This window comes from Actinoallomurus acanthiterrae (assembly GCF_054775715.1).
On record NZ_BAAHCO010000002.1, the window covers coordinates 19,184 to 44,655 of the forward strand.

A 25,472-nucleotide genomic window follows, 5' to 3' on the forward strand; every position below is an offset into this window, starting at 1 on the left:
CTACCCGTGGCGAATGGTCAGCGCCATCTGCTCAACGGTCATGGTTTCTGCCGGGAAGATCATATCGCCTTCGTTTTCACGGTCTTCATCATCAAGCACCATTACACCGCGTCCTTCACGCAGCGCAGCCAGTGCATTTTCAACACGTTCGAAAGGCGTACCAAAAGAGGAAAGTAGCGTCTGATTCATGGTAAAAAAACCTCACTAAAATTATGGTTACCAGAATCAGGGCAGTCTTAGGAGTGGCGGCATATAGCCAAAATAACGTGAGCGGGTCCATGCCCGACAGAATCGTTACTCTCTCCCATCCGGACTCTAACCGTCGGCCCCGGAATTACACCGGATCTGCTGTCCTTTGAGTTCGCACCCAAAGCGCTCGCGGGCTTTCAACTGAGTTGATTTACCGCCGGTGGGGAATTTCGCCCCGCCCTGAGAATAAGCGGATTCACTATAACGCTAATGATTAGCGCCAGCAACGCATAGCTTCACATAATTCTGGTTTATGACTTACCCTTATCGCACTACAATGGCACTCAACACCTATCAGTACAGGGAAACTACAATGATTGACCCGAAAAAAATTGAGCAAATCGCTCGCCAGGTTCACGAATCAATGCCTAAAGGAATCAGGGAGTTCGGGGAAGATGTGGAGAAAAAAATCCGCCAAACCCTACAAGCGCAGCTGACGCGTCTCGATCTGGTAAGCCGCGAAGAATTCGACGTTCAGACGCAAGTCCTGTTACGGACTCGTGAAAAACTGGCGCTGCTTGAACAAAGAATCAGCGAACTGGAAAATCGCAGTACTGAGATCAAAAAGCAGCCATATCCAGAGACTCTCCCCCCAACGCTGTAAACATTTGTCTTTAATGCACTGTAAATTATGAATTAATCCTCTAATTTACAGTGCTTTCTATTACCTTATCGCGTAATCCCATTCAGAATACCATCACAAAAATGAATGAGTGCAATTGAAAGTATAATTGCTATGTATTTTTTAAGTTTTACTTAATCCATATTTAGATAAACTAATTTCATAAAACACACAAAAGTAAAATATCATATTTCAATGATTAGTCAGCCTTAAATAACAGTTACCAATCATTCTCTTTTCTACTCATCTTTATATAAAGGAATATTATGTCCGCTTTTAAAAAGTCACTTCTTGTTGCTGGCGTAGCAATGATTCTTTCCAATAACGTATTTGCTGACGAAGGTCACGGCATTGTTAAATTTAAAGGTGAAGTTATCTCTGCTCCATGTTCTATTAAACCAGGTGACGAAGACTTTAACTGTAAATCTGGGTGAAGTAGCAGATACCGTTCTGAAAAGCGACCAGAAATCTTTGGCTGAGCCTTTCACTATTCACCTGCAGGACTGCATGCTGAGTCAGGGTGGAACACTTATTCAAAAGCGAAGGTTACTTTCACACAGCAAATCATGACGGTCAGTCTGACCTTTCTGAAAAATACCAAAGAAACTGAAATCGGCGGCGCCACAGGCGTTGGCGTACGTATTCTGGACAGCCAGAGCGGCGAAGTAACTTTAGGTACTCCGGTAGTAATTACGTTCAACAATACCAACAGCTATCAGGAACTGAACTTCAAAGCTCGTATGGAATCCCCAAGCAAAGATGCCACCCCGGGCAACGTTTACGCTCAGGCTGACTACAAGATTGCTTACCAGTAATCGCATTTGGCCGGGTTCGCCCGGCCACATCATTAACGGATTAATGATAAGTGGATCAGATGTATAAAAAATTAAAATTAACCACAATAAGCGAATTGATTAAAAATATTTATTGTTCATTATCCGTTCTCATCATTGGTTGTGCGTCAGCTTATGCCGTTGAATTCAACAAAGATTTAATCGAAGCCGAAGATCGTGAAAACGTTAACCTTTCCAATTTGAAACTGATGGCCAATTACCCGTAGGTAAATACTCATTAAACGCTCTTATTAATAATAAAAGGACGCCAATCCATCTGGACCTGCAATGGGTATCATGATAACCAAATCTGCAGTTTGTCTGACGCCAGAGCAATTAACCTTGTTGGGCTTTACTGATCAGTATTATTGAAGAGGCTCAGCAAAACCTGATCGATGGTTGTACCCTATCGAAAAGAAAACAAATTACAACTTATCTCGATCAAGGGAAAATGCAATTATCCTATCTGCACCTCAGGCATGGTTAGAATACAAAGATGCAAACTGGACCTGCTCCTAGAACCTTGGGTATCATGGTATTGCTGGGGCATTTCTTGACTACAATTTATATGCCTCTCATTATGCACCACATCAGGGCGATAATTCGCAAAATATAAGTTCCTATGGGCAGGCTGGGGTTAATCTTGGGGCCTGGCGCCTGCGTACTGATTACCAGTACGATCAGTCATTTAACAATGGCAAAAGCCAGGCGACCAACCTGGATTTTCCGCGTATTTATTTGTTTCGCCCAATCCCAGCAATGAATGCAAAACTAACTATAGGTCAATACGATACTGAATCCTCTATTTTCGACTCTTTCCATTTTTCTGGCATTTCGTTGAAAAGCGATGAGAATATGTTACCGCCAGACCTACGTGGTTACGCACCGCAAATCACGGGTGTCGCACAAACGAATGCAAAGGTCACTGTCTCACAGAACAACCGTATTATTTATCAAGAAAATGTTCCTCCAGGCCCATTTGCTATTACCAATTTATTCAATACATTACAGGGGCAACTTGACGTCAAGGTTGAAGAAGAGGACGGACGCGTTACGCAATGGCAAGTTGCATCTAATAGTATTCCTTATCTGACGCGTAAAGGGCAGATTCGCTACACCACTGCTATGGGTAAACCGACCAGCGTTGGTGGTGATTCCTTACAACAACCCTTCTTCTGGACTGGTGAATTCTCATGGGGTTGGCTGAACAATGTATCCCTGTATGGTGGTTCAGTTTTAACAAACCGTGATTATCAATCTCTGGCTGCCGGCGTTGGTTTTAATCTTAACTCATTAGGTTCATTATCTTTTGATGTCACACGATCTGATGCTCAGTTGCATAATCAGGATAAAGAAACGGGTTATAGCTACCGCGCTAACTATTCAAAACGTTTTGAATCTACCGGTAGCCAGCTCACTTTCGCTGGTTACCGTTTCTCTGATAAAAACTTTGTGACAATGAATGAATATATCAATGACACTAACCATTACACGAATTATCAGAATGAAAAAGAGAGTTATATTGTCACGTTTAACCAGTATCTTGAATCATTAAGGTTAAATACATACGTAAGTTTGGCTCGTAATACTTACTGGGACGCCAGCAGTAATGTGAATTATTCATTATCACTTAGCCGCGATTTTGATATCGGGCCATTAAAAAACGTCTCCACTTCTCTAACATTTAGCCGAATAAACTGGGAAGAAGACAACCAGGATCAACTGTACCTAAATATTTCGATTCCCTGGGGAACTAGTAGAACATTGAGCTATGGTATGCAACGAAATCAGGATAATGAGATTTCGCATACTGCTTCGTGGTATGACTCTTCCGATCGAAATAATTCCTGGAGCGTTTCTGCTTCAGGCGACAATGATGAATTCAAAGATATGAAAGCGTCACTACGCGCCAGTTATCAGCATAATACCGAGAACGGTCGACTCTACCTCTCCGGTACATCACAGCGAGACAGTTATTATTCTCTGAATGCCAGTTGGAATGGTTCATTCACTGCGACTCGCCACGGTGCCGCTTTCCACGACTATAGCGGTAGTGCTGACTCGCGTTTTATGATCGACGCAGACGGCACTGAAGATATTCCGTTGAACAATAAACGCGCGGTAACTAATCGGTATGGCATCGGAGTTATTCCATCAGTCAGCAGTTACATAACAACATCATTAAGTGTTGATACCCGAAATCTGCCAGAAAATGTGGATATCGAAAACTCGGTTATCACCACCACCTTAACCGAGGGTGCTATTGGCTACGCCAAACTTGATACCCGCAAGGGCTACCAAATCATAGGGGTTATTCGCCTGGCAGATGGTAGTCATCCACCACTGGGGATTAGCGTAAAAGATGAAACCAGCCACAAAGAATTAGGACTGGTTGCTGATGGCGGCTTTGTATACCTCAACGGCATTCAGGATGATAACAAACTTGCTTTACGCTGGGGTGACAAATCTTGTTTTATTCAACCACCCAATAGCAGCAACTTAACCACCGGAACGGCTATTTTACCGTGTATTAGCCAAAATTAATTCAGGATGAAACTAATGCGCTACTTAAATACAAAGAATATCATTGCAGCAGGAGTATTACTCTCCTGTATGAGCAGCATTGCCTGGGGTGCCATCATCCCGGATCGTACCCGTATCATAATGAATGAGTCAGATAAAGGCGAAGCATTAAAACTTACTAATCAAAGTAAAAACCTGCCCTATCTGGCCCAAACATGGATAGAAGATACGAAAGGCAATAAATCGCGTGACTTTATTGTCACTGTTCCTCCAATGGTGCGTTTAAATCCCAGTGAGCAAATTCAAATAAGAATGATAACTCAGGAAAAAATTGCTCAACTTCCTAAAGACAGAGAAACGCTCTTCTATTTTAACGTGCGAGAAATACCGCCCAAAACAGATAAAAAAATGTGATGCAAGTCACTATGCAGCACGCATTGAAACTATTCTGGCGGCCAAAAGCCATTGAATTAGAAGACGATGGGGTAATGACTTACGAAAAAGTTGAAATCATTCGTAGAAATGACGGTTCGATCCGCTTTAACAATAAGATGCCTTATCACGTTACGCTGGGTTATATCGGAACAAATGGGGTAACGATGTTACCACAAACGCAAAGCTTAATGGTAACCCCTTTTAGCTATGCAAATACGCAGTTTAAAAATGTTCCGTCAACTTTTCAGGTGGGTTATATCAATGACTTTGGTGGATTAAGTTTTTATGAAATAAACTGCCCTGTAGTAAATAACATTTGTAATATTTCTGTAGCCAACCGAGATCAATAATATGCGCTACTTGTTAATTGTTATTACTTTTTTTATGGGTTTTAGTTCATTACCTGCATGGGCAATGGACTGCTATGCTGAACATGAAGGTGGAAATACCGTTGTCATTGGTTACGTACCAAGAATCTCTATCCCCAGCGATGGTAAAAAGGTGATAAAATCTGGCAAAGCAGTGAATATTTTATGAATGTTTTCTGTAATAATGCACTACCAGGCCCATCTCCAGGAGAAGAATACCCATCTGCATGGGCAAATATAATGATGTTGTTAGCATCAGGTCAAGACTTTTATAATCAAAACTCTTATACTTTCGGTGTAACTTATAATGGGGTTGATTATGATTCTACATCTCCACTACCTATTGCAGCACCTGTATGTATTGATATAAAGGGAGCCGGAACCTTCGGGAATGGCTACAAAAAGCCCGCAGTCTGTAGTGGCGGTCCTGAACCGCAATTATCAGTAACTTTTCCAGTACGAGTGCAGCTATATATTAAGCTAGCTAAAAATGCCAATAAAGTAAATAAAAAACTTGTATTACCTGACGAATATATAGCACTTGAATTTAAAGGTATGAGCGGAGCAGGTGCTATAGAAGTAGATAAAAATCTGACCTTCAGGATTCGCGGATTAAATAACATTCATGTCCTTGACTGCTTTGTTAATGTTGATCTGGAACCAGCTGATGGCGTTGTCGACTTTGGTAAAATAAATTCCCGAACAATTAAAAATACCAGCGTGAGTGAGACGTTTAGCGTAGTCATGACCAAAGATCCGGGTGCGGCCTGTACTGAGCAGTTTAATATTTTAGGGAGTTTTTTCACTACGGATATTTTGAGTGATTATAGCCATCTGGATATAGGTAATGGTCTGCTATTGAAGATATTTCATAACGATGGAACAGCAACGGAATTTAACCGCTTCTCACAATTTGCTTCTTTTTCATCGTCTAGTGCGCCTTCGGTCACCGCACCATTCAGGGCAGAACTGAGTGCGAACCCGGCAGAAACGGTTGTTGAGGGACCGTTTAGTAAAGACGTAATCCTGAAAATCACCTATAACTAGTATCTAATACAAACACTAAAACGGGCCATCAGGCCCGTTATATCAGTGCTCTAACTCCAGCTCTCTTGCCTGCATCATCTGTTGGCAATACCAGGCATAACGTGCGCAAAACCAGGTTCTATGTTCTTCATCCATGTTACCAGTAACGGCCAGAATATCGACCGGGCGACCTTCTGCGTGCATTCTGGCAAAACTACGCGCCAGGAAATCGAAATTATTTAAAGAATTAAGACTATGATCCATAAGCACATCCTCCGGTTATCGCATACCTTTTAAGGCCATATGCTTTTTCTGATTTCAGTATTCCCCAATCAGTGTAGTGCCTTTAAACATAACGTGCGTAAATATATTGTCCCCGATCACACTTTTTAGTGAAAAATAAAAAACCATATTAAAAGACTTTCTCTTCCAGAACTTCTCTAACATGTGTTATTATTAACAAAGATAAATGTAAGCAAGGAAACTATTCCAAAGTAAATATTGCGTCACTAAATGGACATTGGAGTGACATATGATTTTATTCGCCGACTATAACACCCCTTATCTTTTCGCTATTTCCTTTGTACTGTTGATCGGCCTTTTAGAAATTTTTGCGCTTATCTGCGGTCACATGCTCTCCGGTGCTCTTGATGCACATCTTGACCATTATGATTCCATAACCACAGGTCATATTAGCCAGGCACTTCATTATCTCAATATTGGAAGATTGCCAGCTCTCGTCGTTCTCTGCTTACTGGCTGGTTTTTTTGGTCTTATTGGCATCCTGTTGCAGCATGCCTGCATCATGGTCTGGCAATCACCACTGTCGAACCTGTTCGTGGTTCCTGTCAGTTTACTGTTTACGATTATTGCGGTGCATTATACCGGTAAAATAGTTGCGCCCTGGATTCCACGCGACCATAGTTCAGCTATTACAGAAGAAGAATATATTGGTAGCATGGCATTAATTACCGGTCATCAAGCCACTTCAGGTAATCCCTGCGAAGGAAAACTCACCGATCAATTTGGCCAAATACATTATTTACTACTGGAGCCTGAAGAAGGAAAAATTTTCACTAAAGGAGACAAAGTGTTAATTATTTGCCGACTTTCTGCAACGCGATATTTGGCGGAAAACAATCCCTGGCCCCAAATATTGTAATTTATTAATCAAAAGGAAATTTAATAATGGATGATATTGTTAATTCTGTGCCCTCCTGGATGTTTACCGCGATTATTGCCGTATGCATTCTGTTTATTATTGGAATTATTTTCGCCAGGCTCTATCGTCGCGCTTCGGCAGAGCAAGCTTTTGTTCGTACTGGTTTAGGTGGGCAAAAAGTGGTGATGAGCGGTGGCGCAATCGTGATGCCGATCTTTCATGAAATAATCCCCATCAATATGAATACTCTGAAGCTGGAAGTCAGCCGCTCAACCATTGATAGCCTGATTACGAAAGATCGTATGCGCGTCGATGTCGTAGTCGCTTTCTTTGTGCGGGTAAAACCTTCAGTAGAAGGGATTGCCACCGCCGCCCAGACGCTGGGGCAACGCACCCTGTCGCCTGAAGACTTACGTATGTTGGTTGAAGATAAATTTGTCGATGCCCTCCGTGCAACAGCTGCACAAATGACCATGCATGAGTTACAGGATACCCGCGAGAACTTCGTGCAGGGAGTACAAAATACCGTAGCTGAAGACCTGTCGAAAAACGGTCTGGAACTGGAAAGCGTTTCACTTACCAACTTTAACCAGACCTCGAAAGAACATTTCAATCCGAACAATGCCTTTGACGCCGAAGGTTTAACCAAACTGACTCAGGAGACGGAGCGCCGTCGTCGCGAACGTAACGAAGTTGAACAGGATGTAGAAGTTGCGGTGCGTGAGAAAAACCGTGATGCACTTTCGCGCAAGTTGGAGATTGAACAACAAGAAGCGTTTATGACGCTTGAGCAGGAGCAGCAGGTTAAAACCCGTACTGCTGAGCAGAATGCACGTATTGCGGCTTTTGAAGCTGAACGTCGTCGTGAAGCAGAGCAGACGCGAATTCTGGCTGAACGACAGATTCAGGAAACGGAAATCGACCGCGAACAGGCCGTCCGCTCAAGAAAGGTTGAGGCTGAACGTGAAGTTCGCATTAAAGAGATCGAACAGCAGCAGGTCACCGAAATCGCTAACCAGACGAAATCGATCGCTATTGCCGCCAAATCGGAACAACAGTCCCAGGCAGAAGCGCGTGCTAACCTTGCACTCGCAGAAGCAGTAAGCGCCCAACAAAACGTAGAAACCACTCGCCAGACTGCCGAAGCCGATCGTGCTAAACAAGTTGCCCTAATCGCTGCCGCGCAGGATGCAGAAACCAAAGCGGTTGAACTGACCGTGCGGGCGAAAGCAGAAAAAGAAGCCGCAGAGATGCAGGCGGCGGCTATCGTTGAGTTAGCCGAAGCTACACGTAAAAAGGGTCTGGCGGAAGCAGAAGCACAACGTGCGCTGAACGATGCTATCAACGTACTTTCTGATGAACAAACCAGCCTTAAATTCAAACTGGCCTTGTTGCAGGCGCTGCCTGCGGTAATGAGAAATCCGTTGAGCCGATGAAGTCTATCGACGGTATCAAGATTATTCAGGTCGATGGTCTGAATCGTGGCGGCGCTGCGGGTGATGCAAACACGGGTAATGTGGGGGGCGGAAACCTGGCGGAACAAGCATTATCAGCCGCTCTCTCTTACCGCACACAGGCACCGCTGATTGACTCCTTGCTCAATGAAATTGGCGTGGCAGAGGTGCTGCTAACCCATCATGCAGAACTATGCTTAACCTTAGCAATTCATCGTTTTTTGTCTTTGCTTCGTTCAGTTACGTATTGCTAAGGTTAATGAAACCTAAGAAGGCACCGTATCCAGCACCTTCAACGTCATACTCAATCTGCACGCGGGGCGCGCGGTTGCGGGCAATAAACTTCTGCGCGCTGTTGTTGATAGCCATAATCCTTCATTTCCTTATCAGTGAGCCGACGACCACCAGGGGAGCGGTTCGACGGTACAGTTTAAAAATCATACGCAGAGAGTATTTTTATAATCTCTTTGTTTTCTTTGTACTTTTCCCGCAGCACAGGGAGTGATTTCTTTGCCGGAGGACACACAGGTATCAACCCCCTTTTCGATGTCTCTTTTATCCTTCTCTGGTAAAGAACTGTCCCATTCACCAGCAAGATGCTGGCACATTTCCGCATTACTCAGAAAATGCTGCACATCCTGTGGTAAAGGCGGTTCCCCCTGAACACAGAAAGCGAAAATCATTAACAGGAATGTCAACAACATCGGATAACGAAATGCCATACTTAATGTCCATCAATTGACCAGTGAGGTATATCTGTATTGCCGCCAACAAATTTTCTGACGCCGTAACCCAGACCTACCGCCTGAAGCTGGGCATTCATTCCGGTTCGAGGTAGTGTATTAATTGCAACATTCTGACCATTGCTCCCCGCAATTGTTAATGTTCCGCTCCAACTGATATTCATATCTATCGCAGTACCGCGTGTATGGTTGGAGCTCAGTGCAGGCGCGACATTCAGATTATTCATACCATAGGCCGTAACCATAGCCTGCGCCGCTTCAAGCGAGGCTTGCTCAGTCGGGTGAACCCACTCAATATCCACCCCCTCCATCGCCGGGACGTTTTTTGCCTGAACGATTTCATGAGCAATCAACCATGACCAGTGCATGAGATATGCTCTGGCGGGAGGGCGATATGTTGCAGAAATACTGACCCTTGCGCGTGCATTACCAAGCGCTCGCAAAAAATTATTTACCGATGCACGAAAAGTCCCCTGCAAATCATTAGTGGAAGAACTTCCAGGAAAGCGACTGACCCACAGTGCGCCACTTAATTCTTTTGCCATAAGGATGCTCCATTAATCCGTGTCAAAAATAATCTGTTCATCCTCATCAACACGAATGCGGATTTGCGTGATGGCCGTTTTCTCTGTCATCGCCTGCAGCCAATAACGGAACAGTGGGAGGATATGTTGTTCGATATAGCCGATGAGCAAACGAGCGCCGGTTTCGTGCATCGGGCAGCGCGACACAATATGCGTAATCAGTTCATCGCCATACACCAGTGAAACGCCATGCTGCTCCGCCATCCGATCCATCAATCTGCCAAGATGCAGGCGGGCAATAACACCACGCGCGGTCTCATCCAGCGGTAAATAAGGAATAACCGTCACACGCCCCAGGAAAGCCGCCGGGAAGTGTTTACGTAACTCCGGCATTAACGCCTCTTTTAACCCTGCCGAATCGGGCATCAGCGCCGGATCCTCACAGAGCTGGCTGATAAGTTCCGCCCCCGCGTTAGTCGTCAACAACAGCGTGGTATTTTTGAATCGATGTGGACACCTTCGCCATCTTCCATCGCCCCCTTATCAAACACCTGGAAGAACAGCTCGTGGACGTCGTGATGGGCTTTTTCAATTTCATCCAGCAATACCACGCTCCAGGGATGGCGGCGTACCGCTTCCGTCGACACGCCGCCTTCGCCATAGCCGACGTAGCCGGGCGGCGCGCCTTCAGAGTGGAGACTGTGTGAGACTCTTGATACTCGCTCATGTTGATGGTGATCAGATTCTGTTCACCGCCATAGATTGCTTCTGCCAGTGCCAGCGCGGTCTCAGTCTTGCCTACTCCGGACGGCCCGGCCAGCAAAAAGACACCCACTGGCTTACGCGGGTCACCTGAACCCCGCCCGCGCGGTCTGGATACGCTCGCCAATCTGCGCCAACGCATCCATCTGCCCGGTAACACGCTGCGCCAAACGGGTGGGCAATTCCAGTATCTGACTGGCTTCATCTTTCACCATCCGTCCGGCGGGAATACCGGTCCAGTCGGAGACAATCTCTGCCACCACGGTTGCACTGACTTCCGGGTACACGACGGGGTTTTCACCCTGCCCAGCCTCTTAATGCCGTTTCTGCCTGTTGTAGAGTGATTTCGTCGCGCTCGCAGGCGCTGCGCCGCGTTGCTCCTGTAAACTGCGAACCAACTCCAGTTCCTGCTGCCACCGCGCTTCGGTGTCAGAAAGATCGGCATTAAGCGATATAATCCGCGCCGTCAGTACATCGCCCCGCTCCGAGCGGATACCCATTTTTTCCTGCTTTAATAACAACTCCTGCTCCAGTTCGGCAGCGTTGAGCTGCTGGCGCAGATACTGGACTCTCGCAGGCGGGGTATGCAGCGACAGCGCTACACGGGCCGCCGCCGTATCCAGCAGGCTGATGGCCTTATCCGGTAGTTGCCGGGCCGGAATGTAACGGTGAGAAAGCTGTACAGCGGCGCGCACGGCCTCATCAAGAATCAGGACATCATGGTGTTCTTCAAGCGTGGTGACTAATCCGCGCACCATCTCAACAGCCGCAACCTCTTCCGGCTCAGCAACCTGCAATACCTGAAAACGCCGGGTCAGCGCCGGATCCTTTTCGATATGGCGTTTGTACGCACTCCAGGTGGTTGCGCCGATGGTGCGCAGAGTGCCACGCGCCAGCGCCGGTTTCAGCAGGTTGGCAGCATCCCCCGTACCGGATGTACCACCAGCGCCCACCAGGGTGTGAACTTCATCAACAAAAAGTATCACCGGCTGCGCCGAGCGCGCGGCCTCTTCCAGCAAAGCTTTCAGGCGGGATTCAAATTCACCCTTCATGGACGCCCCAGCCAGCAGCGCTCCAACATCCAGTGACAGCAACCGCACGTTACGCGGTGAAGGCGGCACTTCCGGCAATCGCCAGCGCGAATCCTTCCACCGCTGCCGTTTCCCGACCCCCGCCTCGCCGGTCAGCAGCGGATTGTTCTGGCGACGGCGCAGCAGAATATCCGTCATGGTCCGGATCTCGTGTTCGCGTCCGGTGACCCGGATCGATATTGCCTTCACGGGCCAGCGCAGTCATGTCCTGGCAGTATTTCGCCAGCGCGGATTTACTTCCGGTTGATTCGCCGGCAAAGACCTGGCTAGCTTCCCCGGTACTGCAAAATTTAAATCCGAGCCGTCATAAGGTATTTCTGTTAATTCAGGAGATGAAGCGATTAAAGACGGAAGAATATCTAATCGTTCATCTACCGGTAGCCCTGCCAATGGCGCACAGATATTTTTTAACACCCGATACAATTCTGGCGTGGTTAACCAGGCAAGTAATAACCATCCGCTACAGAATTTTTGATCACCAAAGCGGATACTTGCCAACATCGGCTTTTCAACAGAAAATCGATATGATGGGAAAAATCGTTATTCGCCTCACTACGGCAGGCAATATATTCAATTGCTGAATTAACGCCTTCTCAACATCAGCAGATGTTATTTGATAATGTCGAAGCACATTGTGAATGTCATTCTCTGGTTGTTGTATTAACTGATGCAACCAATCATCAGTCAACATAAGGATTAGCGCGTAATTTACAGAACGTCGTCGCAGATTCCAAAGATCTAAACAAAGATTTGGTTAGCTTCCCATACAGTGCACTGCGCAAAACAGGAGTGTCCATCTGTTACACCTAATGATGTAAGAACATATAAATGATACATAAACGTAACTGTACCGATTAAAACTTCTAATTAATAGAATTATCAAAAAGGCCGAATGAAACAATGATGCATATCACAGAACACAATGTAATATAGCAGGTAGTATCTTTTTCATGGTGATATTCAATAGAGCAAGCCAATTTCATACATACAATGAATATATTAAATTAAAAATCGCCACTATATATTTCCGCGAAAACTTATATTGATGAGTAATTATGCATTGCTTATCTAAAACTTTAGAAAACTTATTCTTTTGAAATAAACATTCTACACAGTGATACACAATGAAACCAAATATTACGTGGGGACTCACAAAAATACGGCGCACGGGATCGCCGATAACACAATTTACGCGACTGAAGGAACCCAAATTATCTTCACCGTTACCTCACCCTGGATTCCTGTTTTTGAGGTGAATGATGATGTAAAGATTGCCCTCAGTCTACACCACGAAAAGCATGATGGTATCAATCAGTCTACCGAATATTGCTGTACGGTAAACGACCAGATTGTGGAACCTCATCACCGTATGCGTCTGAATGAAGGCGACCTGATGATCCGGGGTTATCTTCATGGTGCCTTGTGCACGGCGATCCATCATCTCCGGACCTGAGCGCAGTAAAAACGACATCGCAGACTGCCACCATGTCGGAAACAATAACCGAATATCTGGATCTGGATTGGTTCAGGCAGCAGCATCTGACATCACAAAATCCATTCGATATCATTCCTGTTCATGGAGCCTCCTCCACTGGAGAAGATGCTAAAAAAGAAAATGCCCTGACTCGACTTTATCAGGAATACCGCGAGGCGTTGTTATCTCCTGAACAGATCTTCATCGCCATGCTGATCCTTTTCCTTTTAACGAAGAGCCCTCCTCACAGGATCTGGATTCATTGCGTGATCTGGTCACTGAAGCCGAGACATTGCAGGATATGGTCACTGGCGGCAGCCTGACGCTATTCTCGATGTCCTGGACGCCACCGGCAAAGGGGAAACCGCCTGGCCTGCCGAAAAGACACCCCAGATATCCTGCACCTGCTATCCCCGGAATGCGCACCGGAAACAGCGCATAACACCGTTCTACCCGACCTGACACGCAAAGAGCATCGCATCATTGGCATTGACAGCCATTATCGGATAAACCCGGCACAACAGCGGAGAGATATCTCATGACAAACAATAACGAGCTACCGGCTACCCTGTCGGCGCTGCTGCGGGATTATCCGTGGCGGAGGGCATTCAAATGGCAGAGCAGCAGGTCAGGATGTACCCGGCGCAGGCCTCCCGCCGCCACAGCCTCTTCAGTTATTGTGCGTGGCAGGCTACTGGTCGCGGGCACTGCAACGAATCCAGCTATGCGCCCGGATGGACGCAAATTCTACCCGCGAAGCGCGGTATTTGGCGAGCTGATACGCTGTGAGATATACCGCCACGCCTGCTTTCAGGGAGAACAGCGGCCGATTTTGTCTCCCGCCGCCCGCCTGGATGGAGGATCTGCTGACCGCCCTCGCCTGTAACGCTCGTGGTGAAGCGCAGGAAGCTGACGCCCACCGCAGCCGCGCACTTGAGGCCATAACAGATACTGCAGGGCAGTGGAATGGCGGCGCATTTGACTGGATTAGCGACAGCGACTCCGTACCGGTCCGGTATCTCGAACTCATCGCGGGCGGAGTATATCTGGCTGCCGTTTTCACAAATCTGTTCGCTGAAATCGCCGCGGCCTGCGCATCTGACCGATTTGATCTGGAAACCCGTCAACGTCACACTGAATAATGGCGACACACACAGTGCCTGGCTGTTTCCCGCTACAGCGGCTCTGAAAAGGCTCCGACTCCCTGCGTCTGTGCCGGGAAACGGTCTGGCAGGACGGGCCGGAAGAGACTCTGGTACAGGCGCTGGGTCAGAGGGTGCTGGTTCACCGGTCACGGCGATATCAGCCTGCTGGATTTGTCCACCTGTACCTTTAACACCGCTGAAGGAAGCGACGCGTCGAGCGCTTCCCGCCAGCGTCCGGGCAATCACCTGCTGCCCACGCTGCTTTTGACCGCCTGTGTGATGATGCCCCAAACAGGAAACGCGACCACGATATCAGCGTCAGCCCGGTTCAGCTTAAGGAGATCATTCGCCGGGATTTGTCATTTCTGCTCAACACCGTCAGCCATGAAGATGATATTGATGCTGCACGTTATCCGGACGCGGCAGCGTCCGTACTGAACTACGGCCTGCCGCCACTGGCGGGCAGCTTTTCGTGTATGAACACAAGTGGGACGATATTCGCAGGGCCATTTTGCGTACCGTACATCCGGTTTGAACCCCGGCTGAAAGCGTCCACCCTGCAAATCATCCACTTCAGGATGAGCGCCACCAGAGCGGCCATAACACATTACAGTTTGAAATTCGCGGCGAGATCCTTACACGCAGCCCTACCCGATGGCATCCGGGTACGCAGCGCGCTGGATATGGAACAGAGCCGCATTACGTTTTTAATTCAGAGAGAAACCGATCGATCCACGGCTACTGGAATACTACAACCGCGAACTGAGCTATCTGCGGGAAACAGGAGTTACCAGACTTGCCGCCCGTCATTCATCCTAAAGTCGCCGCCCGACTGGGTATGCAGGGAACGGATATCGCGATCCGTATGTGGAGCGAATGGTCGAGGCCTTCAGCTTCCTGACCGCCCGCACGCGGCTGAAACCTGACGCTGAATTCCCCCGTTTCACCCAGCGTCTGCTGGAAGTGGTCAGCGCCCAGTACGTCACACCCACGCCCTCAATGAGCGTGGCGCAGCTTCATCCCGATCCGGAAGAAGGCGATCTGGCGAAGGGATTCACCGTCCCGCGCAACACGGCCTTTTTTCCGCCATTCCGGAAGGCGAAAGTACCAGCCTGCCAGTTTCGTAGCAGCCAGAATGTGACGCTGTGGCCGCTTGCCATCGAAGAGGTGCGGCTGCGCCGCGCCGCCGGATATGCCTGCCCTGCACCGCTACCTGCCAGCCAACATTCACGTCGCTGGTGCGCTGCGTATTACCCTGCGCGCCTGGTGAACTGACGTTCAGTCAGCTTGCAGGGCTGAACAAGCTGCCATTTTATCTCTGCGGCGAGGAGCGCACGGCCTAGCACCTGTTCGAACTACTGCATACCAGCGCCATCGCGAGCCTGGCTGGCATTCCGGGGCATTTTAAGGCGCACTGGATGTGAATCTGGAACAAGCCGGTTGTATTACGAAGGCACCGATGCAGTAGGGACTGTTGCCGCTGGCGTGGAATGTGTTCACCGGCCATAACCTGCTACATGAATATTTACCTGTCCGGAACGCTTCTTTTTTCACCCCGACAGGCCTGTCTAACAAGTTCAGAAAATTAACGGCGGCGTGGCGGAGATTGTTATCCTGCTGAACCGCCTGCCGCCGAATCGTGATCCACCAGACAAACGCGGCACAGTTCAGCCTGTTCTGTACCCCGGTTATCAACCTGTTTCCCGCGTCGCCGCCCAAATGAGTGCACGCACAGCACGACGGAACAGCATCTGGTGGTGGACAGAACCCATCCGCTGGATTATGAGGTGTTCTCGGTCCAAGAAGTGGAAGGGCTTGGAAACTGACGCCGCACGGAAGTGGCTTTTCGCCCGCTCTACCACGCCCCCGCAATAATGATGAAGGCAATCACGGACGTTATTTTTCCCTGCGCCACGGGAGCCGCGCCGGTTGTCGGAAAATGCCCGCCGCTATGGCACCCGCACCTCCTATACAGGATCCGAAGTGTTCCTGTCGCTCGTTGACCAGTATGAAGCGCCGTACCCGGAAAATCTGCGCCATATCACCATCACGGCTATGGTCACCAACCGCGATCTGCCCTGTCTTATTGCCGCAATCGACGGGACAATCTGACCGTGGATGCGGCCATCCCGGTGGCGGGTGTGTGGGCTTATCCGCTGCCCGCCGCGTCCGCCGCAGCCTCCGCTGGCTGAACGTGAAATCGCCTGGCAGTTGATCCGCCAGTTCTCCTTGAGCTACTCTGCCGCTGGCCGATCTGGATCACCGTACCGGTGGTCAGGCGCTGCGCGATCTGCTTAACCTGTTTATTCCGCTGCATGACAGTCCGCAGTCGCGCCAGGTGCGCAGCTTTCTCGATCTGGCTGCGAACGCCACCCCGGTCACCCGCCGTCTGCCCGGTCTCCGGCTGCTGGTGCTATGGGCGCGGCGTCGAGCGTTGTGAACTGACCGTGGATGAGGGTTCTCCGGTATCAGTCCGTATCTGTTCAGGTCTGGTGCTGGAGCGCTGTATCGCCCGTCATGTTTCCATTAATACCTTCTCGCACGATGACGCTGCACAGCATGCAGCGCGGCGAAGGTCTGGCACGCTTTCGGCCTGCCAGGACAGGGACAGCGGGGAAGCGTATGAGCGACGATTTCACTCAGGCGCAGGAAACCCCCTGGCGTTACGGTTTTCTGAACCTGATGCGCCGCTTCGTGGATGTGCAGTTCGAGTACCGTTCCGGCAGGCAACACCTGGCAACCACGATGGAAAAATTTCGCCTCGGACGAACTCCGCGCTGACCTTTGCGCCACGGGAAATCGCCAGTGTGAGCTGGCAGGAAGAGCAGGCTGCGTCGTTCGGTTTGTCTACAGTCTCGGGCTGTGGGGGCCGAACGGTCCAGCTGCCGCTGCACTTCACCGAACTGGCGCGCAACCGACTGAAAGCCAAAGAGACCCGACGCTAACCCGTTTTTCTGATCTTTTCATCACCGCTGGCTGACGCAGTTTTACCAGGCGTGGCGCAGCGCCAGTCCGCTGGGGGCGGTCTGGATAAACCACAACATGACCGTTTTGCCTTTTATATCGCCAGCCTCAGCGGGCAGGTGCGGGAGAGCGCCGACAGCCCGTTGCCGGATCACACTCGCGGCTGGCGGCATCGGCCCATCTGGTGCGTGTAAGTACCGCAATCCGGACGGTCTGGCCGCCACGCTGGCGCACTATTTCGGTGTACCTTTCCGGATACAGGAGTATGTCCTGCACTGGATAGCCGTCGCGAAGCAGATGAGATCACCCGGCTGGGGATGCCAGCCCCTCTTCCGTTATTGGCAACGGTGCACTCATCGGCCAGGCCGTGCCGGACATGCAGATCTGTAACTTCCGGCTGGTTATCGGCCCGCTGATGCTGAGCGAAGTTACCGACGTTTTCTGCCTGGCGGCAATAACCTGCGGTCCTTGCTGACAGAACTGGTCGCGCCTTTAGCGGTTTTGAATACTGCTGGGAAATTCAGCTACAGCTAAAGCCCCACGCCGCCCCTCCGGCTGTTACCGATGGTTCGTACCAACTGGGCTGGACCGCATGGGCGGGTAAAGCCATGCACGAAAACCCGGTGACGGGCCTGATTGTCGACCCGGAACACTACCTGGCGCACTCAGGATCATTTAATGGATACATCCCTGTCTGAGCCCAATTTCGGAAGAATGCCCCTGCGGCCCGGATCTGGAGTACGATCCGGAATACCTGCTACTGTTCACGCGCGCCGCACCGCGTGAAGAAGCGCAATACGGCGATTTTGTCAGTACGCCGGAAACCATTAACTGGGCGGAGCTCGAGCGGGATGCCTGCCGCCTGCTGACGCGCAGCAAAGAGATCTCCGCATTCTGGTTGTCCTGCTGCGCTGCCGTATCCAGCAGGCCGGTGCCAGGGGACTGGCGGAGGCGCTCGCGCTGCTGGAAACGTTGTGCGCCACGTACCCGAACGCCGTCCACCACCCGCAACTGCTCGCGACTGAAGATATCACCGCCGAAGAGGCGTGCATGTGGCGCGTCGCAACGCCCTGGCGGCGTTGCTGGACCATGAAGGCGTGATGCGCGGATATTCGTGGCATTACACTGTCAAACAATGCTGCCATACGCCTTCAGTACGGGATGTCGAGTCGTTCGCTGTCTGCGTCACGCCCGGCGGATGCGCTGGCACCAGAATCGGTACGCCAGCAACTGGCCGACCTGGAGGCGCGCGGCACACTGCCGCTGGATGCCTTTCGCCAGGCCGCAGAGACCACTGAGCGGCTGCAACGCCATGCGCGTGAAACGCTGAATGACCAGGCACCGAACCTATCCCGTCTGACACAATTGCTGGCCCTGTTGCCGGGAGCGATCATCGACCACGCGCCGGAGATCCTGCCACAACCAGTGGCTGAACAGGCGGAGAGCACGCCATCGTTCATACTGAACAGATATCATCAGAGCAGATTGCGCTACCGGTGCATATCCGGAGAAGATGCTCGCCGATGTCCGGCGCAGACCCGCAGCGGAGTCGCGCAGGTTACCGGAACGACGCGCTGGAACGCCTGCGTGTCATCCGTCGCTGGTTTGAGCACAGCGAACCGAGCAGCCCGACCATTCCTTTGCTGCGCAGGCAGAACGTCTGGTCGGAAAACGCTTGCTCGGAGGTAATAAATGAAATTCCAGTAGAACTGCTGGAAAAATGGGATGCGCTGGAGTAACAGAAGTGGCCAGAATTTATATTATCTGGCCATTTTTTCAGATCATATTCGTTTTACTTGAGAGTGAAGAACTTCTCGCTTCACCAAAACGACGAAATCCCGAATCAGTAATGATTCGGGCTTTCTGCAATATTGGCGGAACGGACGGGACTCGAACCCGCGACCCCCTGCGTGACAGGCAGGTATTCTAACCGACTGAACTACCGCTCCGCGTTGTGTTCCGTTGGGAACGAGGCGAATATTACGGATTGCCTCACCCTTCGTCAACGGTTTTTCTCATCTTTTGAATCGTTTGCTGCAAAAATCGCCCAAGTCGCTATTTTTAGCGCCTTTTACAGGTATTTATGCCCGCCAGAGGCAGCTTCCGCCCTTCTTCTGCACCAGATCAGACGGGCTTCATGTGCTGCAAGCTCTTCATCTGTCGCAAAAACAACGCGTAACTTACTTGCCTGACGCACAATGCGCTGAATTGTTGTTTCACCTTGTTGCTGTTGTGTCTCTCCTTCCATCGCAAAAGCCATCGACGTTTGACCACCGGTCATCGCCAGATAAACTTCCGCAAGGATCTGGGCATCGAGTAATGCCCCGTGCAGCGTTCGTTTACTGTTATCTATTTCGTAGCGGGCACATAACGCATCGAGGCTGTTGCGTTTACCGGGAAACATTTTCCTCGCCACCGCAAGGCTATCGGTGACCTTACAGAAGGTATTGGTCTTCGGAATATCGCGCTTAAGCAACGAAAACTCGTAGTCCATAAAGCCGATATCAAACGCTGCGTTATGGATCACCAACTCCGCGCCGCGGATATAGTCCATGAACTCATCGGCTACCTCGGCAAACGTGGGCTTATCGAGCAAAAATTCATCGGCAATACCATGTACGCCAAAGGCTTCCGGATCCACCAGCCGATCGGGTTTGAGATAAACATGGAAGTTATTGCCCGTCAGGCGACGGTTCACCACTTCAACGGCACCAATCTCAATGATCTTGTGGCCTTCATAGTGCGCACCAATCTGGTTCATACCGGTGGTTTCGGTATCGAGAACGATCTGGCGTGTAATTGCAGTGCTCATAGCGGTCATTTATGTCAGACTTGTCGTTTTACAGTTCGATTCAATTACAGGAAGTCTACCAGAGATGCTTAAACAGGTAGAAATTTTCACCGATGGTTCGTGTCTGGGTAATCCTGGACCTGGGGGTTACGGCGCTATTTTACGCTATCGCGGACGCGAGAAAACCTTTAGCGCTGGCTACACCCGCACCACCAACAACCGTATGGAGTTGATGGCCGCTATTGTCGCGCTGGAGGCGTTAAAAGAACATTGCGAAGTCATTTTGAGTACCGACAGCCAGTATGTCCGCCAGGGTATCACCCAGTGGATCCATAACTGGAAAAAACGTGGCTGGAAAACAGCAGACAAAAAACCAGTAAAAAATGTCGATCTCTGGCAACGTCTTGATGCTGCTCTGGGGCAGCATCAAATCAAATGGGAATGGGTTAAAGGCCATGCCGGACACCCGGAAAACGAACGCTGTGATGAACTGGCTCGTGCTGCGGCAATGAATCCCACACTGGAAGATACAGGCTATCAAGTCGAAGTTTAAGCCTGTGGTTTACGACATTGCCGGGTGGCTCCAACCGCCTGGCGAATTCGTGGCTTGTTTTTACTCTGTTTCATCGGATTTAGCGTTAAAGGAATAGTCCGTTTCCGGGCAACAATAAGTTGTAAGCAACCAAGCGCAGGAATATGCGCATTCAATAGTTTTCCTCCGTGTTTGTTCCACGGGAGAACGTGGAAACGGCTGGCGTGTAGCACTTCAAAATTCAACAAAGAGAGCCAGTCCAGCTGCCGCATCAGAGTAAACATCCGGCTGTTATAGGGCGAGGTTTTGCGCAATACCGGCACAAGTTTGCGTAATCCCATTAAACTGATGGGATTGAAGCCACTAATCACCAGCCAGCCATCATCAATCAATACCCGATCGGCTTCACGCAATAAACGATGCGGATCGGTGCACCACGGCAATGTATGTGCCAGTAGACAAACATCAACGGATTTATCGGCAAAAGGAAGATGAAGTGGGTCCGCCTGCACCTGGACGGGCATTCCTTGCGCAGAAACATTCACTTGATGAGAAACCGCGCACGCTTCGCAATTGATTTCTGCGCTTAAATTGCCAATCTTAAGCAGATGAAAACCATACATTTTAGTGAACCACGGGTTGAGCTGGCGCTCCAGCGCCTTGCGATAAAGCTCTCCCCAGGGCAAATCGCCCCAGCAATCAGGAGCCACGACAGTTTGAGGGACTCTTGCCGGTTTCATCACAACCTTCCGTTTCACACTGAGAGGTAATCTATGAATCTTAACAGTATTCCCGCCTTTGATGACAATTACATCTGGGTTTTGAATGATGAAGCAGGTCGCTGCCTGATTGTCGATCCCGGAGACGCAGAGCCAGTATTAAACGCCATTGCCGCCAATAACTGGCAACCGGAGGCCATATTTCTCACCCACCATCACCACGATCACGTTGGCGGCGTAAAAGAACTGGTGGAAAAGTTTCCGCAAATTGTGGTGTATGGTCCACAAGAGACACAAGATAAGGGAACAACACAGGTAGTCAAAGATGGCGAAACTGCCTTCGTTTTGGGGCATGAATTTAGTGTAATTGCCACACCGGGTCACACTTTAGGACATATCTGTTACTTCAGTAAACCTTATCTATTTTGCGGCGACACGCTGTTTTCTGGTGGGTGTGGTCGGTTGTTTGAAGGGACAGCATCACAAATGTATCAATCACTTAAAAAGTTAAGTGCGTTACCTGACGATACATTGGTATGTTGTGCTCATGAATATACCTTATCAAATATGAAGTTTGCTTTGAGTATTCTTCCGCACGATTTGTCCATAAATGATTATTATCGTAAAGTTAAGGAGTTACGGGCAAAAAATCAAATAACACTACCCGTAATTCTGAAAAATGAGCGGCAAATTAATGTTTTTTTAAGAACGGAAGATATTGATTTAATTAATGTAATTAATGAAGAAACATTATTGCAACAACCTGAAGAACGTTTTGCATGGTTAAGGTCAAAGAAAGATAGGTTCTGATAAAACTTTCTTGTCATCGGCTCCGTTCGCCGTTATGATCGGTCGTCTTTTAAGCAACTATTGACACACACATGAAGGCAAAAGCGATATTACTCGCCTCTGTCCTGCTCGTGGGTTGCCAGAGTACCGGCAACGTTCAACAGCACGCACAGAGCCTTTCTGCAGCTGGTCAAGGGGAAGCAGCAAAGTTTACAAGTCAGGCACGATGGATGGACGATGGGACGTCTATCGCGCCAGATGGTGACTTGTGGGCTTTCATTGGCGACGAGCTAAAGATGGGAATTCCGGAAAATGACCGGATTCGCGAACAGAAACAGAAATATTTACGCAATAAGAGCTATCTCCACGATGTAACTTTACGGGCAGAGCCGTATATGTACTGGATAGCCGGGCAAGTTAAAAAACGTAACATGCCTATGGAACTGGTACTACTACCCATAGTGGAGAGCGCTTTTGATCCTCACGCAACGTCTGGCGCCAATGCCGCAGGCATCTGGCAGATCATTCCGAGCACGGGGCGCAATTATGGTTTGAAACAGACCCGCAATTATGACGCGCGTCGCGATGTTGTTGCTTCAACAACTGCCGCGCTGAACATGATGCAGCGTCTGAACAAGATGTTTGACGGCGACTGGCTTCTGACCGTAGCGGCTTATAACAGCGGCGAAGGTCGGGTCATGAAGGCAATTAAAACGAACAAAGCGCGTGGGAAATCCACGGACTTCTGGTCGTTACCGTTGCCGCAGGAAACGAAGCAGTACGTGCCTAAAATGCTGGCATTGAGTGATATTCTCAAAAACAGCAAGCGTTATGGCGTACGTCTGCCAACGACCGATGAAAGCCGTGCTCTGGCGCGTGTGCACCTGAGCAGCCCGGTTGAAATGGCGAAGGTTGCAGATATGGCGGGGATTTCCGTCAGCAAGCTGAAGACATTCAACGCTGGCGTGAAAGGCTCCACGCTGGGCGCAAGTGGTCCGCAGTACGTGATGGTGCCAAAGAAGCATGCAGATCAACTGCGTGAATCTCTGGCTTCAGGCGAAATTGCTGCTGTACAGTCGACGCTGGTTGCCGACAATACGCCGCTTAACAGCCGTGTTTACACCGTACGCTCTGGCGACACGCTTTCAAGTATCGCTTCACGTCTCGGCGTAAGCACCAAAGATTTGCAGCAGTGGAACAAACTGCGCGGATCTAAGCTGAAGCCAGGCCAAAGTTTGACGATTGGCGCAGGCAGTAGCGCACAGCGACTGGCAAACAACAGCGATAGCATTACGTATCGTGTGCGCAAAGGCGATTCGCTTTCAAGCATTGCTAAACGCCACGGCGTGAACATCAAAGATGTGATGCGCTGGAACAGCGACACTGCGAATCTGCAACCAGGCGATAAGCTGACGTTGTTTGTGAAAAACAACAACATGCCAGATTCCTGACAAACCAGATAATAAAAAGGCACCGATTCCCCCGGTGCCTTTTTTATTTATGCCGCTTTATGTGCTTCTACCATGATGATATCACTGGTGAAAGAGCCATCATTCTGCAAGGCAAAATACGTTTTCACCTCTGTCGATGCGCTCTGTTGGTAAATGCGAATAGCGTCTACTAACGCTTCTGGCGTACGCATTCTCGCTACCCATGAAGAAAATTCCAGCGGTAACTTATCTGTAATTAAATTATCAACTATCAGATTGGCTTCATTGATTAACGTCAACCACTCACCGCTGGCGTAGTTTCGTACGTGAGAGGTATCGCGTAATGCTTCTACCGTCTGTAACCAGATGTCGCGCACTGGGTGACCCGGAGACATTACGTCCATCACAATCAGCCTACCGCCAGGGTTTCAATACCCGGTTCACTTCACGCAGTGCTGCACCAACATCATGCCAGTGATGGGCAGAATAACGGCTGATAACAATATCAAATGCGTTATCGGCAAATGGCAGACTTTCGGCATAACCCTGGCGGGTGGTGATATTTTTCAGTTGCCGGGCTTCGGCAGCTTGTGCCACGACATCCAGCATTTGGGCAGATAAGTCATACGCCACCACCGTGCTCACGTTTTGCGCAGCGACAAAGCTGGCATGCCCTGCTCCGCAGCCCATATCAAGTACACTTGCATCAGGATAATCAGCCAGACGCACCGCCAGGCGCTGTAAATCTCGTCCGGATGCATGTACGGTACTGGTCAGATATTCGCTGGCTTGAGAGCTAAACTGCTTTTCTACGTGGTCATGGTGGGATTGTGTTGTCATTGCGCTGTCCTTTTGTTATTTGAGTATAAAAGGGCAGCGCCAAACGTTGGTCTGCCCTGTGGCAGACCTGACATACCTTATTTATCAGGCTTGCCGGGACTGAATTCAACGAGTAGCGGATTGTGATCGGAAGCGCGCGTAACCAGTACAGAAGCTTCGCTGACGTTCAGACCACGGTAGAAAACAAAATCGAGCGGGCGACCAAACGCCCGACGGCGCTGATCATCGGTAAAACGCACCTGGCGCAGCGACATTTCCCGCGCAAAGCGATATAACGCGTTCATCCTTCTACGGCTCCAGGCATTGAAATCTCCCGCCATAATGACCGGGCCGCTGTGGTGAGCTATCTGATCGCCAATAGGAAGTAACTGCTTACTATAGACATCCACGCCCAGACTGAAGTTGACGGCGTGTATATTAACCACCATCAACAGGCGGGTGTCAGGTAATGGATAGACCGTCACCAGTGCCGACTTCGCCAGACGCAAAATGGGTTCTCGTTCACGTAACGGGCAGCAATACACTGGATGTGCCGCCGAAAGGGTCATTACGCCAGAAGGATGTTGTGGCAGCACGAAAGCGGGTACCTGATCGGCGGCAAGATAGTTAGCAGTCGCAAACTGTACTAACTCTGGCGTTGTCTGCGCTTCCTGCAATAACACCAGATGTGCATCTTTGCCGTAGTTCTTTAATACCGACAACCATTCAGCGCGTTGCTGTTTGTATATGTTCCACACCAGGATCCGAATACGCTCTTCGGTACTTAACGGTTCTCCAGGTGGTAATGCCTGGCCGATGCTCGCAAAAGACCCCGGCGGTAAGATCCTTTCCGCAGGTTGTCCGGCAACATAGCGCATGGCATAGGTGTTTTTTCGCACTTTTGACTTTGAAACCTCTATCACGTCAACCCTTCCGCACTCGGGAGGGTTCTACTGTTATAGGGATTTTAGCTCACTCTTTCAACGAGCAATTGTATATTGTTATGTAAGCAAGTGC

At 49.5% G+C, this 25,472-nt stretch carries 33 protein-coding genes, 1 tRNA gene, 8 pseudogenes and 1 riboswitch; of the genes and pseudogenes, 27 read left to right on the top strand and 15 right to left on the bottom strand.

Annotated elements, in window-relative coordinates; all coding sequences use genetic code 11:
* Entirely contained in the window at window positions 1–189 is a 189-nt protein-coding gene (locus ACYVF7_RS59595; RefSeq protein ID WP_241213886.1) for a 3,4-dihydroxy-2-butanone-4-phosphate synthase, read from the bottom strand.
* Between the two features lie 103 nt (window positions 190–292).
* Window positions 293–441, bottom strand: a riboswitch (FMN riboswitch).
* A gap of 85 nt (window positions 442–526) precedes the next feature.
* Between ACYVF7_RS59595 and ubiK the strand changes: the two genes are divergently transcribed.
* The 7 genes from ubiK to ACYVF7_RS59630 all read left to right on the top strand — a co-directional run bounded on the left by ubiK (window position 527) and on the right by ACYVF7_RS59630 (window position 6,077).
* Window positions 527–853 carry a ubiquinone biosynthesis accessory factor UbiK gene (ubiK, locus tag ACYVF7_RS59600; RefSeq protein ID WP_460358773.1) on the top strand — a complete coding sequence of 109 codons (327 nt, stop codon included), beginning with the start codon at window positions 527–529 and terminating at the stop codon, window positions 851–853.
* A gap of 284 nt (window positions 854–1,137) precedes the next feature.
* The gene (locus ACYVF7_RS59605; protein WP_460358775.1) at window positions 1,138–1,305 is read left to right on the top strand and encodes a hypothetical protein; all 168 of its coding nucleotides are present in this window, start codon (window positions 1,138–1,140) and stop codon (window positions 1,303–1,305) included.
* Between the two features lie 69 nt (window positions 1,306–1,374).
* Entirely contained in the window at window positions 1,375–1,686 is a 312-nt protein-coding gene (locus ACYVF7_RS59610) for a fimbrial protein (protein WP_460358931.1), read from the top strand.
* 630 nt (window positions 1,687–2,316) lie between these two features.
* Entirely contained in the window at window positions 2,317–4,248 is a 1,932-nt protein-coding gene (locus tag ACYVF7_RS59615; RefSeq protein ID WP_460358932.1) for a fimbria/pilus outer membrane usher protein, read from the top strand.
* Window positions 4,249–4,254: 6 nt separating this feature from the next.
* Window positions 4,255–4,641 (top strand): fimbrial biogenesis chaperone, encoded by a 387-nt coding sequence (locus ACYVF7_RS59620; RefSeq protein WP_001326478.1) that lies wholly within the window; start codon window positions 4,255–4,257, stop codon window positions 4,639–4,641.
* The gene (locus tag ACYVF7_RS59625; protein ID WP_001326477.1) at window positions 4,641–5,012 is read left to right on the top strand and encodes a fimbrial biogenesis chaperone; all 372 of its coding nucleotides are present in this window, start codon (window positions 4,641–4,643) and stop codon (window positions 5,010–5,012) included. Before ACYVF7_RS59620 ends, ACYVF7_RS59625 begins: the two co-directional genes overlap by 1 nt.
* Before the next feature lie 183 nt (window positions 5,013–5,195).
* Window positions 5,196–6,077 carry a fimbrial protein gene (locus tag ACYVF7_RS59630; RefSeq protein ID WP_001737510.1) on the top strand — a complete coding sequence of 294 codons (882 nt, stop codon included), beginning with the start codon at window positions 5,196–5,198 and terminating at the stop codon, window positions 6,075–6,077.
* Between the two features lie 42 nt (window positions 6,078–6,119).
* Here the strand turns inward: ACYVF7_RS59630 and glgS are convergent, their stop codons facing one another.
* Window positions 6,120–6,320 (bottom strand): cell surface composition regulator GlgS, encoded by a 201-nt coding sequence (gene glgS / locus ACYVF7_RS59635; protein WP_000350095.1) that lies wholly within the window; start codon window positions 6,318–6,320, stop codon window positions 6,120–6,122.
* A 268-nt stretch (window positions 6,321–6,588) separates the two neighbouring features.
* On the opposite strand from glgS, the gene ACYVF7_RS59640 reads away from it, so the two are divergent.
* Both ACYVF7_RS59640 and ACYVF7_RS59645 read left to right on the top strand, forming a co-directional pair.
* Entirely contained in the window at window positions 6,589–7,218 is a 630-nt protein-coding gene (locus tag ACYVF7_RS59640) for an OB-fold-containig protein (protein WP_000599926.1), read from the top strand.
* A gap of 1,250 nt (window positions 7,219–8,468) precedes the next feature.
* Window positions 8,469–8,926: pseudogene (locus ACYVF7_RS59645) on the top strand (flotillin domain-containing protein).
* A 183-nt stretch (window positions 8,927–9,109) separates the two neighbouring features.
* Here ACYVF7_RS59645 and ACYVF7_RS59650 read toward each other — a convergent pair.
* The 7 genes and pseudogenes from ACYVF7_RS59650 to ACYVF7_RS59680 form a co-directional block, all read right to left on the bottom strand.
* Window positions 9,110–9,376 (bottom strand): hypothetical protein, encoded by a 267-nt coding sequence (locus ACYVF7_RS59650; RefSeq protein ID WP_460358784.1) that lies wholly within the window; start codon window positions 9,374–9,376, stop codon window positions 9,110–9,112.
* 20 nt (window positions 9,377–9,396) lie between these two features.
* Window positions 9,397–9,960: a hypothetical protein gene (locus ACYVF7_RS59655; protein WP_042102250.1), complete on the bottom strand. Its 564-nt coding sequence runs from the start codon at window positions 9,958–9,960 to the stop codon at window positions 9,397–9,399.
* Between the two features lie 12 nt (window positions 9,961–9,972).
* Window positions 9,973–10,422: a hypothetical protein gene (locus tag ACYVF7_RS59660; RefSeq protein ID WP_460358786.1), complete on the bottom strand. Its 450-nt coding sequence runs from the start codon at window positions 10,420–10,422 to the stop codon at window positions 9,973–9,975.
* Window positions 10,419–10,586: an AAA family ATPase gene (locus ACYVF7_RS59665; protein WP_460358788.1), complete on the bottom strand. Its 168-nt coding sequence runs from the start codon at window positions 10,584–10,586 to the stop codon at window positions 10,419–10,421. The genes ACYVF7_RS59660 and ACYVF7_RS59665 overlap by 4 nt, the downstream gene beginning before the upstream one ends.
* Window positions 10,577–10,843: pseudogene (locus ACYVF7_RS59670) on the bottom strand (AAA family ATPase); the annotation flags it as partial. The pseudogene ACYVF7_RS59670 and the gene ACYVF7_RS59665, both read right to left, overlap by 10 nt.
* Window positions 10,788–10,988, bottom strand: coding sequence for a hypothetical protein (locus ACYVF7_RS59675; protein WP_460358790.1), 201 nt, complete (start codon window positions 10,986–10,988; stop codon window positions 10,788–10,790). The gene ACYVF7_RS59675 and the pseudogene ACYVF7_RS59670, both read right to left, overlap by 56 nt.
* A 27-nt stretch (window positions 10,989–11,015) precedes the next feature.
* Entirely contained in the window at window positions 11,016–11,930 is a 915-nt protein-coding gene (locus ACYVF7_RS59680; RefSeq protein ID WP_460358791.1) for an AAA family ATPase, read from the bottom strand.
* A 65-nt stretch (window positions 11,931–11,995) separates the two neighbouring features.
* On the opposite strand from ACYVF7_RS59680, the gene ACYVF7_RS59685 reads away from it, so the two are divergent.
* The 15 genes and pseudogenes from ACYVF7_RS59685 (at window position 11,996) to ACYVF7_RS59755 (ending at window position 19,114) form a co-directional block, all read left to right on the top strand.
* The gene (locus ACYVF7_RS59685; RefSeq protein ID WP_460358793.1) at window positions 11,996–12,373 is read left to right on the top strand and encodes a hypothetical protein; all 378 of its coding nucleotides are present in this window, start codon (window positions 11,996–11,998) and stop codon (window positions 12,371–12,373) included.
* Between the two features lie 560 nt (window positions 12,374–12,933).
* Window positions 12,934–13,245 (top strand): hypothetical protein, encoded by a 312-nt coding sequence (locus ACYVF7_RS59690; protein WP_460358794.1) that lies wholly within the window; start codon window positions 12,934–12,936, stop codon window positions 13,243–13,245.
* Window positions 13,246–13,277: 32 nt separating this feature from the next.
* Window positions 13,278–13,589, top strand: a complete 312-nt coding sequence (locus tag ACYVF7_RS59695; protein ID WP_460358796.1) for a hypothetical protein — start codon at window positions 13,278–13,280, stop codon at window positions 13,587–13,589.
* A gap of 45 nt (window positions 13,590–13,634) precedes the next feature.
* Complete coding sequence (locus ACYVF7_RS59700) at window positions 13,635–13,808, top strand: TagK domain-containing protein (protein ID WP_460358933.1); 174 nt, start codon at window positions 13,635–13,637, stop codon at window positions 13,806–13,808.
* 424 nt (window positions 13,809–14,232) lie between these two features.
* Window positions 14,233–14,379, top strand: a pseudogene (locus ACYVF7_RS59705) (hypothetical protein); the annotation flags it as partial.
* Window positions 14,380–14,470: 91 nt separating this feature from the next.
* Window positions 14,471–14,602 (top strand): hypothetical protein, encoded by a 132-nt coding sequence (locus tag ACYVF7_RS59710; RefSeq protein ID WP_460358935.1) that lies wholly within the window; start codon window positions 14,471–14,473, stop codon window positions 14,600–14,602.
* Window positions 14,603–14,752: 150 nt separating this feature from the next.
* The gene (locus ACYVF7_RS59715) at window positions 14,753–15,337 is read left to right on the top strand and encodes a GPW/gp25 family protein (protein ID WP_460358937.1); all 585 of its coding nucleotides are present in this window, start codon (window positions 14,753–14,755) and stop codon (window positions 15,335–15,337) included.
* Window positions 15,264–15,686 (top strand): annotated as a pseudogene (locus tag ACYVF7_RS59720) (type VI secretion system baseplate subunit TssF); the annotation flags it as partial. The gene ACYVF7_RS59715 and the pseudogene ACYVF7_RS59720, both read left to right, overlap by 74 nt.
* A gap of 624 nt (window positions 15,687–16,310) precedes the next feature.
* Window positions 16,311–16,523, top strand: a pseudogene (locus tag ACYVF7_RS59725) (type VI secretion system baseplate subunit TssF); the annotation flags it as partial.
* A gap of 432 nt (window positions 16,524–16,955) precedes the next feature.
* Window positions 16,956–17,192, top strand: a complete 237-nt coding sequence (locus ACYVF7_RS59730) for a hypothetical protein (protein WP_460358798.1) — start codon at window positions 16,956–16,958, stop codon at window positions 17,190–17,192.
* Window positions 17,193–17,384: 192 nt separating this feature from the next.
* Window positions 17,385–17,765 (top strand): annotated as a pseudogene (locus ACYVF7_RS59735) (type VI secretion system baseplate subunit TssG); the annotation flags it as partial.
* A 107-nt stretch (window positions 17,766–17,872) separates the two neighbouring features.
* A pseudogene (locus ACYVF7_RS59740) lies at window positions 17,873–18,073 on the top strand (hypothetical protein); the annotation flags it as partial.
* Between the two features lie 5 nt (window positions 18,074–18,078).
* Window positions 18,079–18,231, top strand: a pseudogene (locus tag ACYVF7_RS59745) (type VI secretion system ImpA family N-terminal domain-containing protein); the annotation flags it as partial.
* On the top strand, window positions 18,231–18,476 hold the full coding sequence (locus tag ACYVF7_RS59750; RefSeq protein WP_460358938.1) for a type VI secretion system ImpA family N-terminal domain-containing protein: 246 nt from the start codon (window positions 18,231–18,233) through the stop codon (window positions 18,474–18,476). The pseudogene ACYVF7_RS59745 and the gene ACYVF7_RS59750, both read left to right, overlap by 1 nt.
* A 422-nt stretch (window positions 18,477–18,898) precedes the next feature.
* Window positions 18,899–19,114 carry a hypothetical protein gene (locus tag ACYVF7_RS59755; protein WP_460358800.1) on the top strand — a complete coding sequence of 72 codons (216 nt, stop codon included), beginning with the start codon at window positions 18,899–18,901 and terminating at the stop codon, window positions 19,112–19,114.
* Between the two features lie 133 nt (window positions 19,115–19,247).
* On the opposite strand, the gene ACYVF7_RS59760 is transcribed toward ACYVF7_RS59755, so the two are convergent.
* Both ACYVF7_RS59760 and dnaQ read right to left on the bottom strand, forming a co-directional pair.
* Window positions 19,248–19,324 (bottom strand) — tRNA-Asp (locus tag ACYVF7_RS59760).
* Between the two features lie 122 nt (window positions 19,325–19,446).
* Window positions 19,447–20,187: a DNA polymerase III subunit epsilon gene (dnaQ, locus tag ACYVF7_RS59765; RefSeq protein WP_460358802.1), complete on the bottom strand. Its 741-nt coding sequence runs from the start codon at window positions 20,185–20,187 to the stop codon at window positions 19,447–19,449.
* A 64-nt stretch (window positions 20,188–20,251) separates the two neighbouring features.
* Here dnaQ and rnhA point away from each other — a divergent pair, with 64 nt between their 5' ends.
* The gene (rnhA, locus tag ACYVF7_RS59770; protein WP_000917883.1) at window positions 20,252–20,719 is read left to right on the top strand and encodes a ribonuclease HI; all 468 of its coding nucleotides are present in this window, start codon (window positions 20,252–20,254) and stop codon (window positions 20,717–20,719) included.
* Here rnhA and ACYVF7_RS59775 read toward each other — a convergent pair.
* A complete protein-coding gene (locus ACYVF7_RS59775; protein WP_000824562.1) occupies window positions 20,716–21,456 on the bottom strand; it encodes a class I SAM-dependent methyltransferase in 741 nt (246 codons plus the stop codon). The genes rnhA and ACYVF7_RS59775 overlap by 4 nt on opposite strands.
* 15 nt (window positions 21,457–21,471) lie before the next feature.
* Between ACYVF7_RS59775 and gloB the strand changes: the two genes are divergently transcribed.
* Window positions 21,472–22,227: a hydroxyacylglutathione hydrolase gene (gene gloB, locus ACYVF7_RS59780; protein WP_001052715.1), complete on the top strand. Its 756-nt coding sequence runs from the start codon at window positions 21,472–21,474 to the stop codon at window positions 22,225–22,227.
* Between the two features lie 71 nt (window positions 22,228–22,298).
* Window positions 22,299–23,657: a murein transglycosylase D gene (gene mltD / locus ACYVF7_RS59785; RefSeq protein WP_000644685.1), complete on the top strand. Its 1,359-nt coding sequence runs from the start codon at window positions 22,299–22,301 to the stop codon at window positions 23,655–23,657.
* Window positions 23,658–23,704: 47 nt separating this feature from the next.
* Here mltD and ACYVF7_RS59790 read toward each other — a convergent pair whose 3' ends face one another.
* The 3 genes from ACYVF7_RS59790 to ACYVF7_RS59800 all read right to left on the bottom strand — a co-directional run bounded on the left by ACYVF7_RS59790 (window position 23,705) and on the right by ACYVF7_RS59800 (window position 25,354).
* Window positions 23,705–24,040, bottom strand: a complete 336-nt coding sequence (locus ACYVF7_RS59790; RefSeq protein ID WP_460358814.1) for a hypothetical protein — start codon at window positions 24,038–24,040, stop codon at window positions 23,705–23,707.
* A gap of 10 nt (window positions 24,041–24,050) precedes the next feature.
* Entirely contained in the window at window positions 24,051–24,476 is a 426-nt protein-coding gene (locus ACYVF7_RS59795; RefSeq protein ID WP_460358816.1) for a class I SAM-dependent methyltransferase, read from the bottom strand.
* 77 nt (window positions 24,477–24,553) lie between these two features.
* Window positions 24,554–25,354, bottom strand: coding sequence for an endonuclease/exonuclease/phosphatase family protein (locus ACYVF7_RS59800; RefSeq protein ID WP_001230983.1), 801 nt, complete (start codon window positions 25,352–25,354; stop codon window positions 24,554–24,556).
* Window positions 25,355–25,472: the final 118 nt, after the last annotated feature.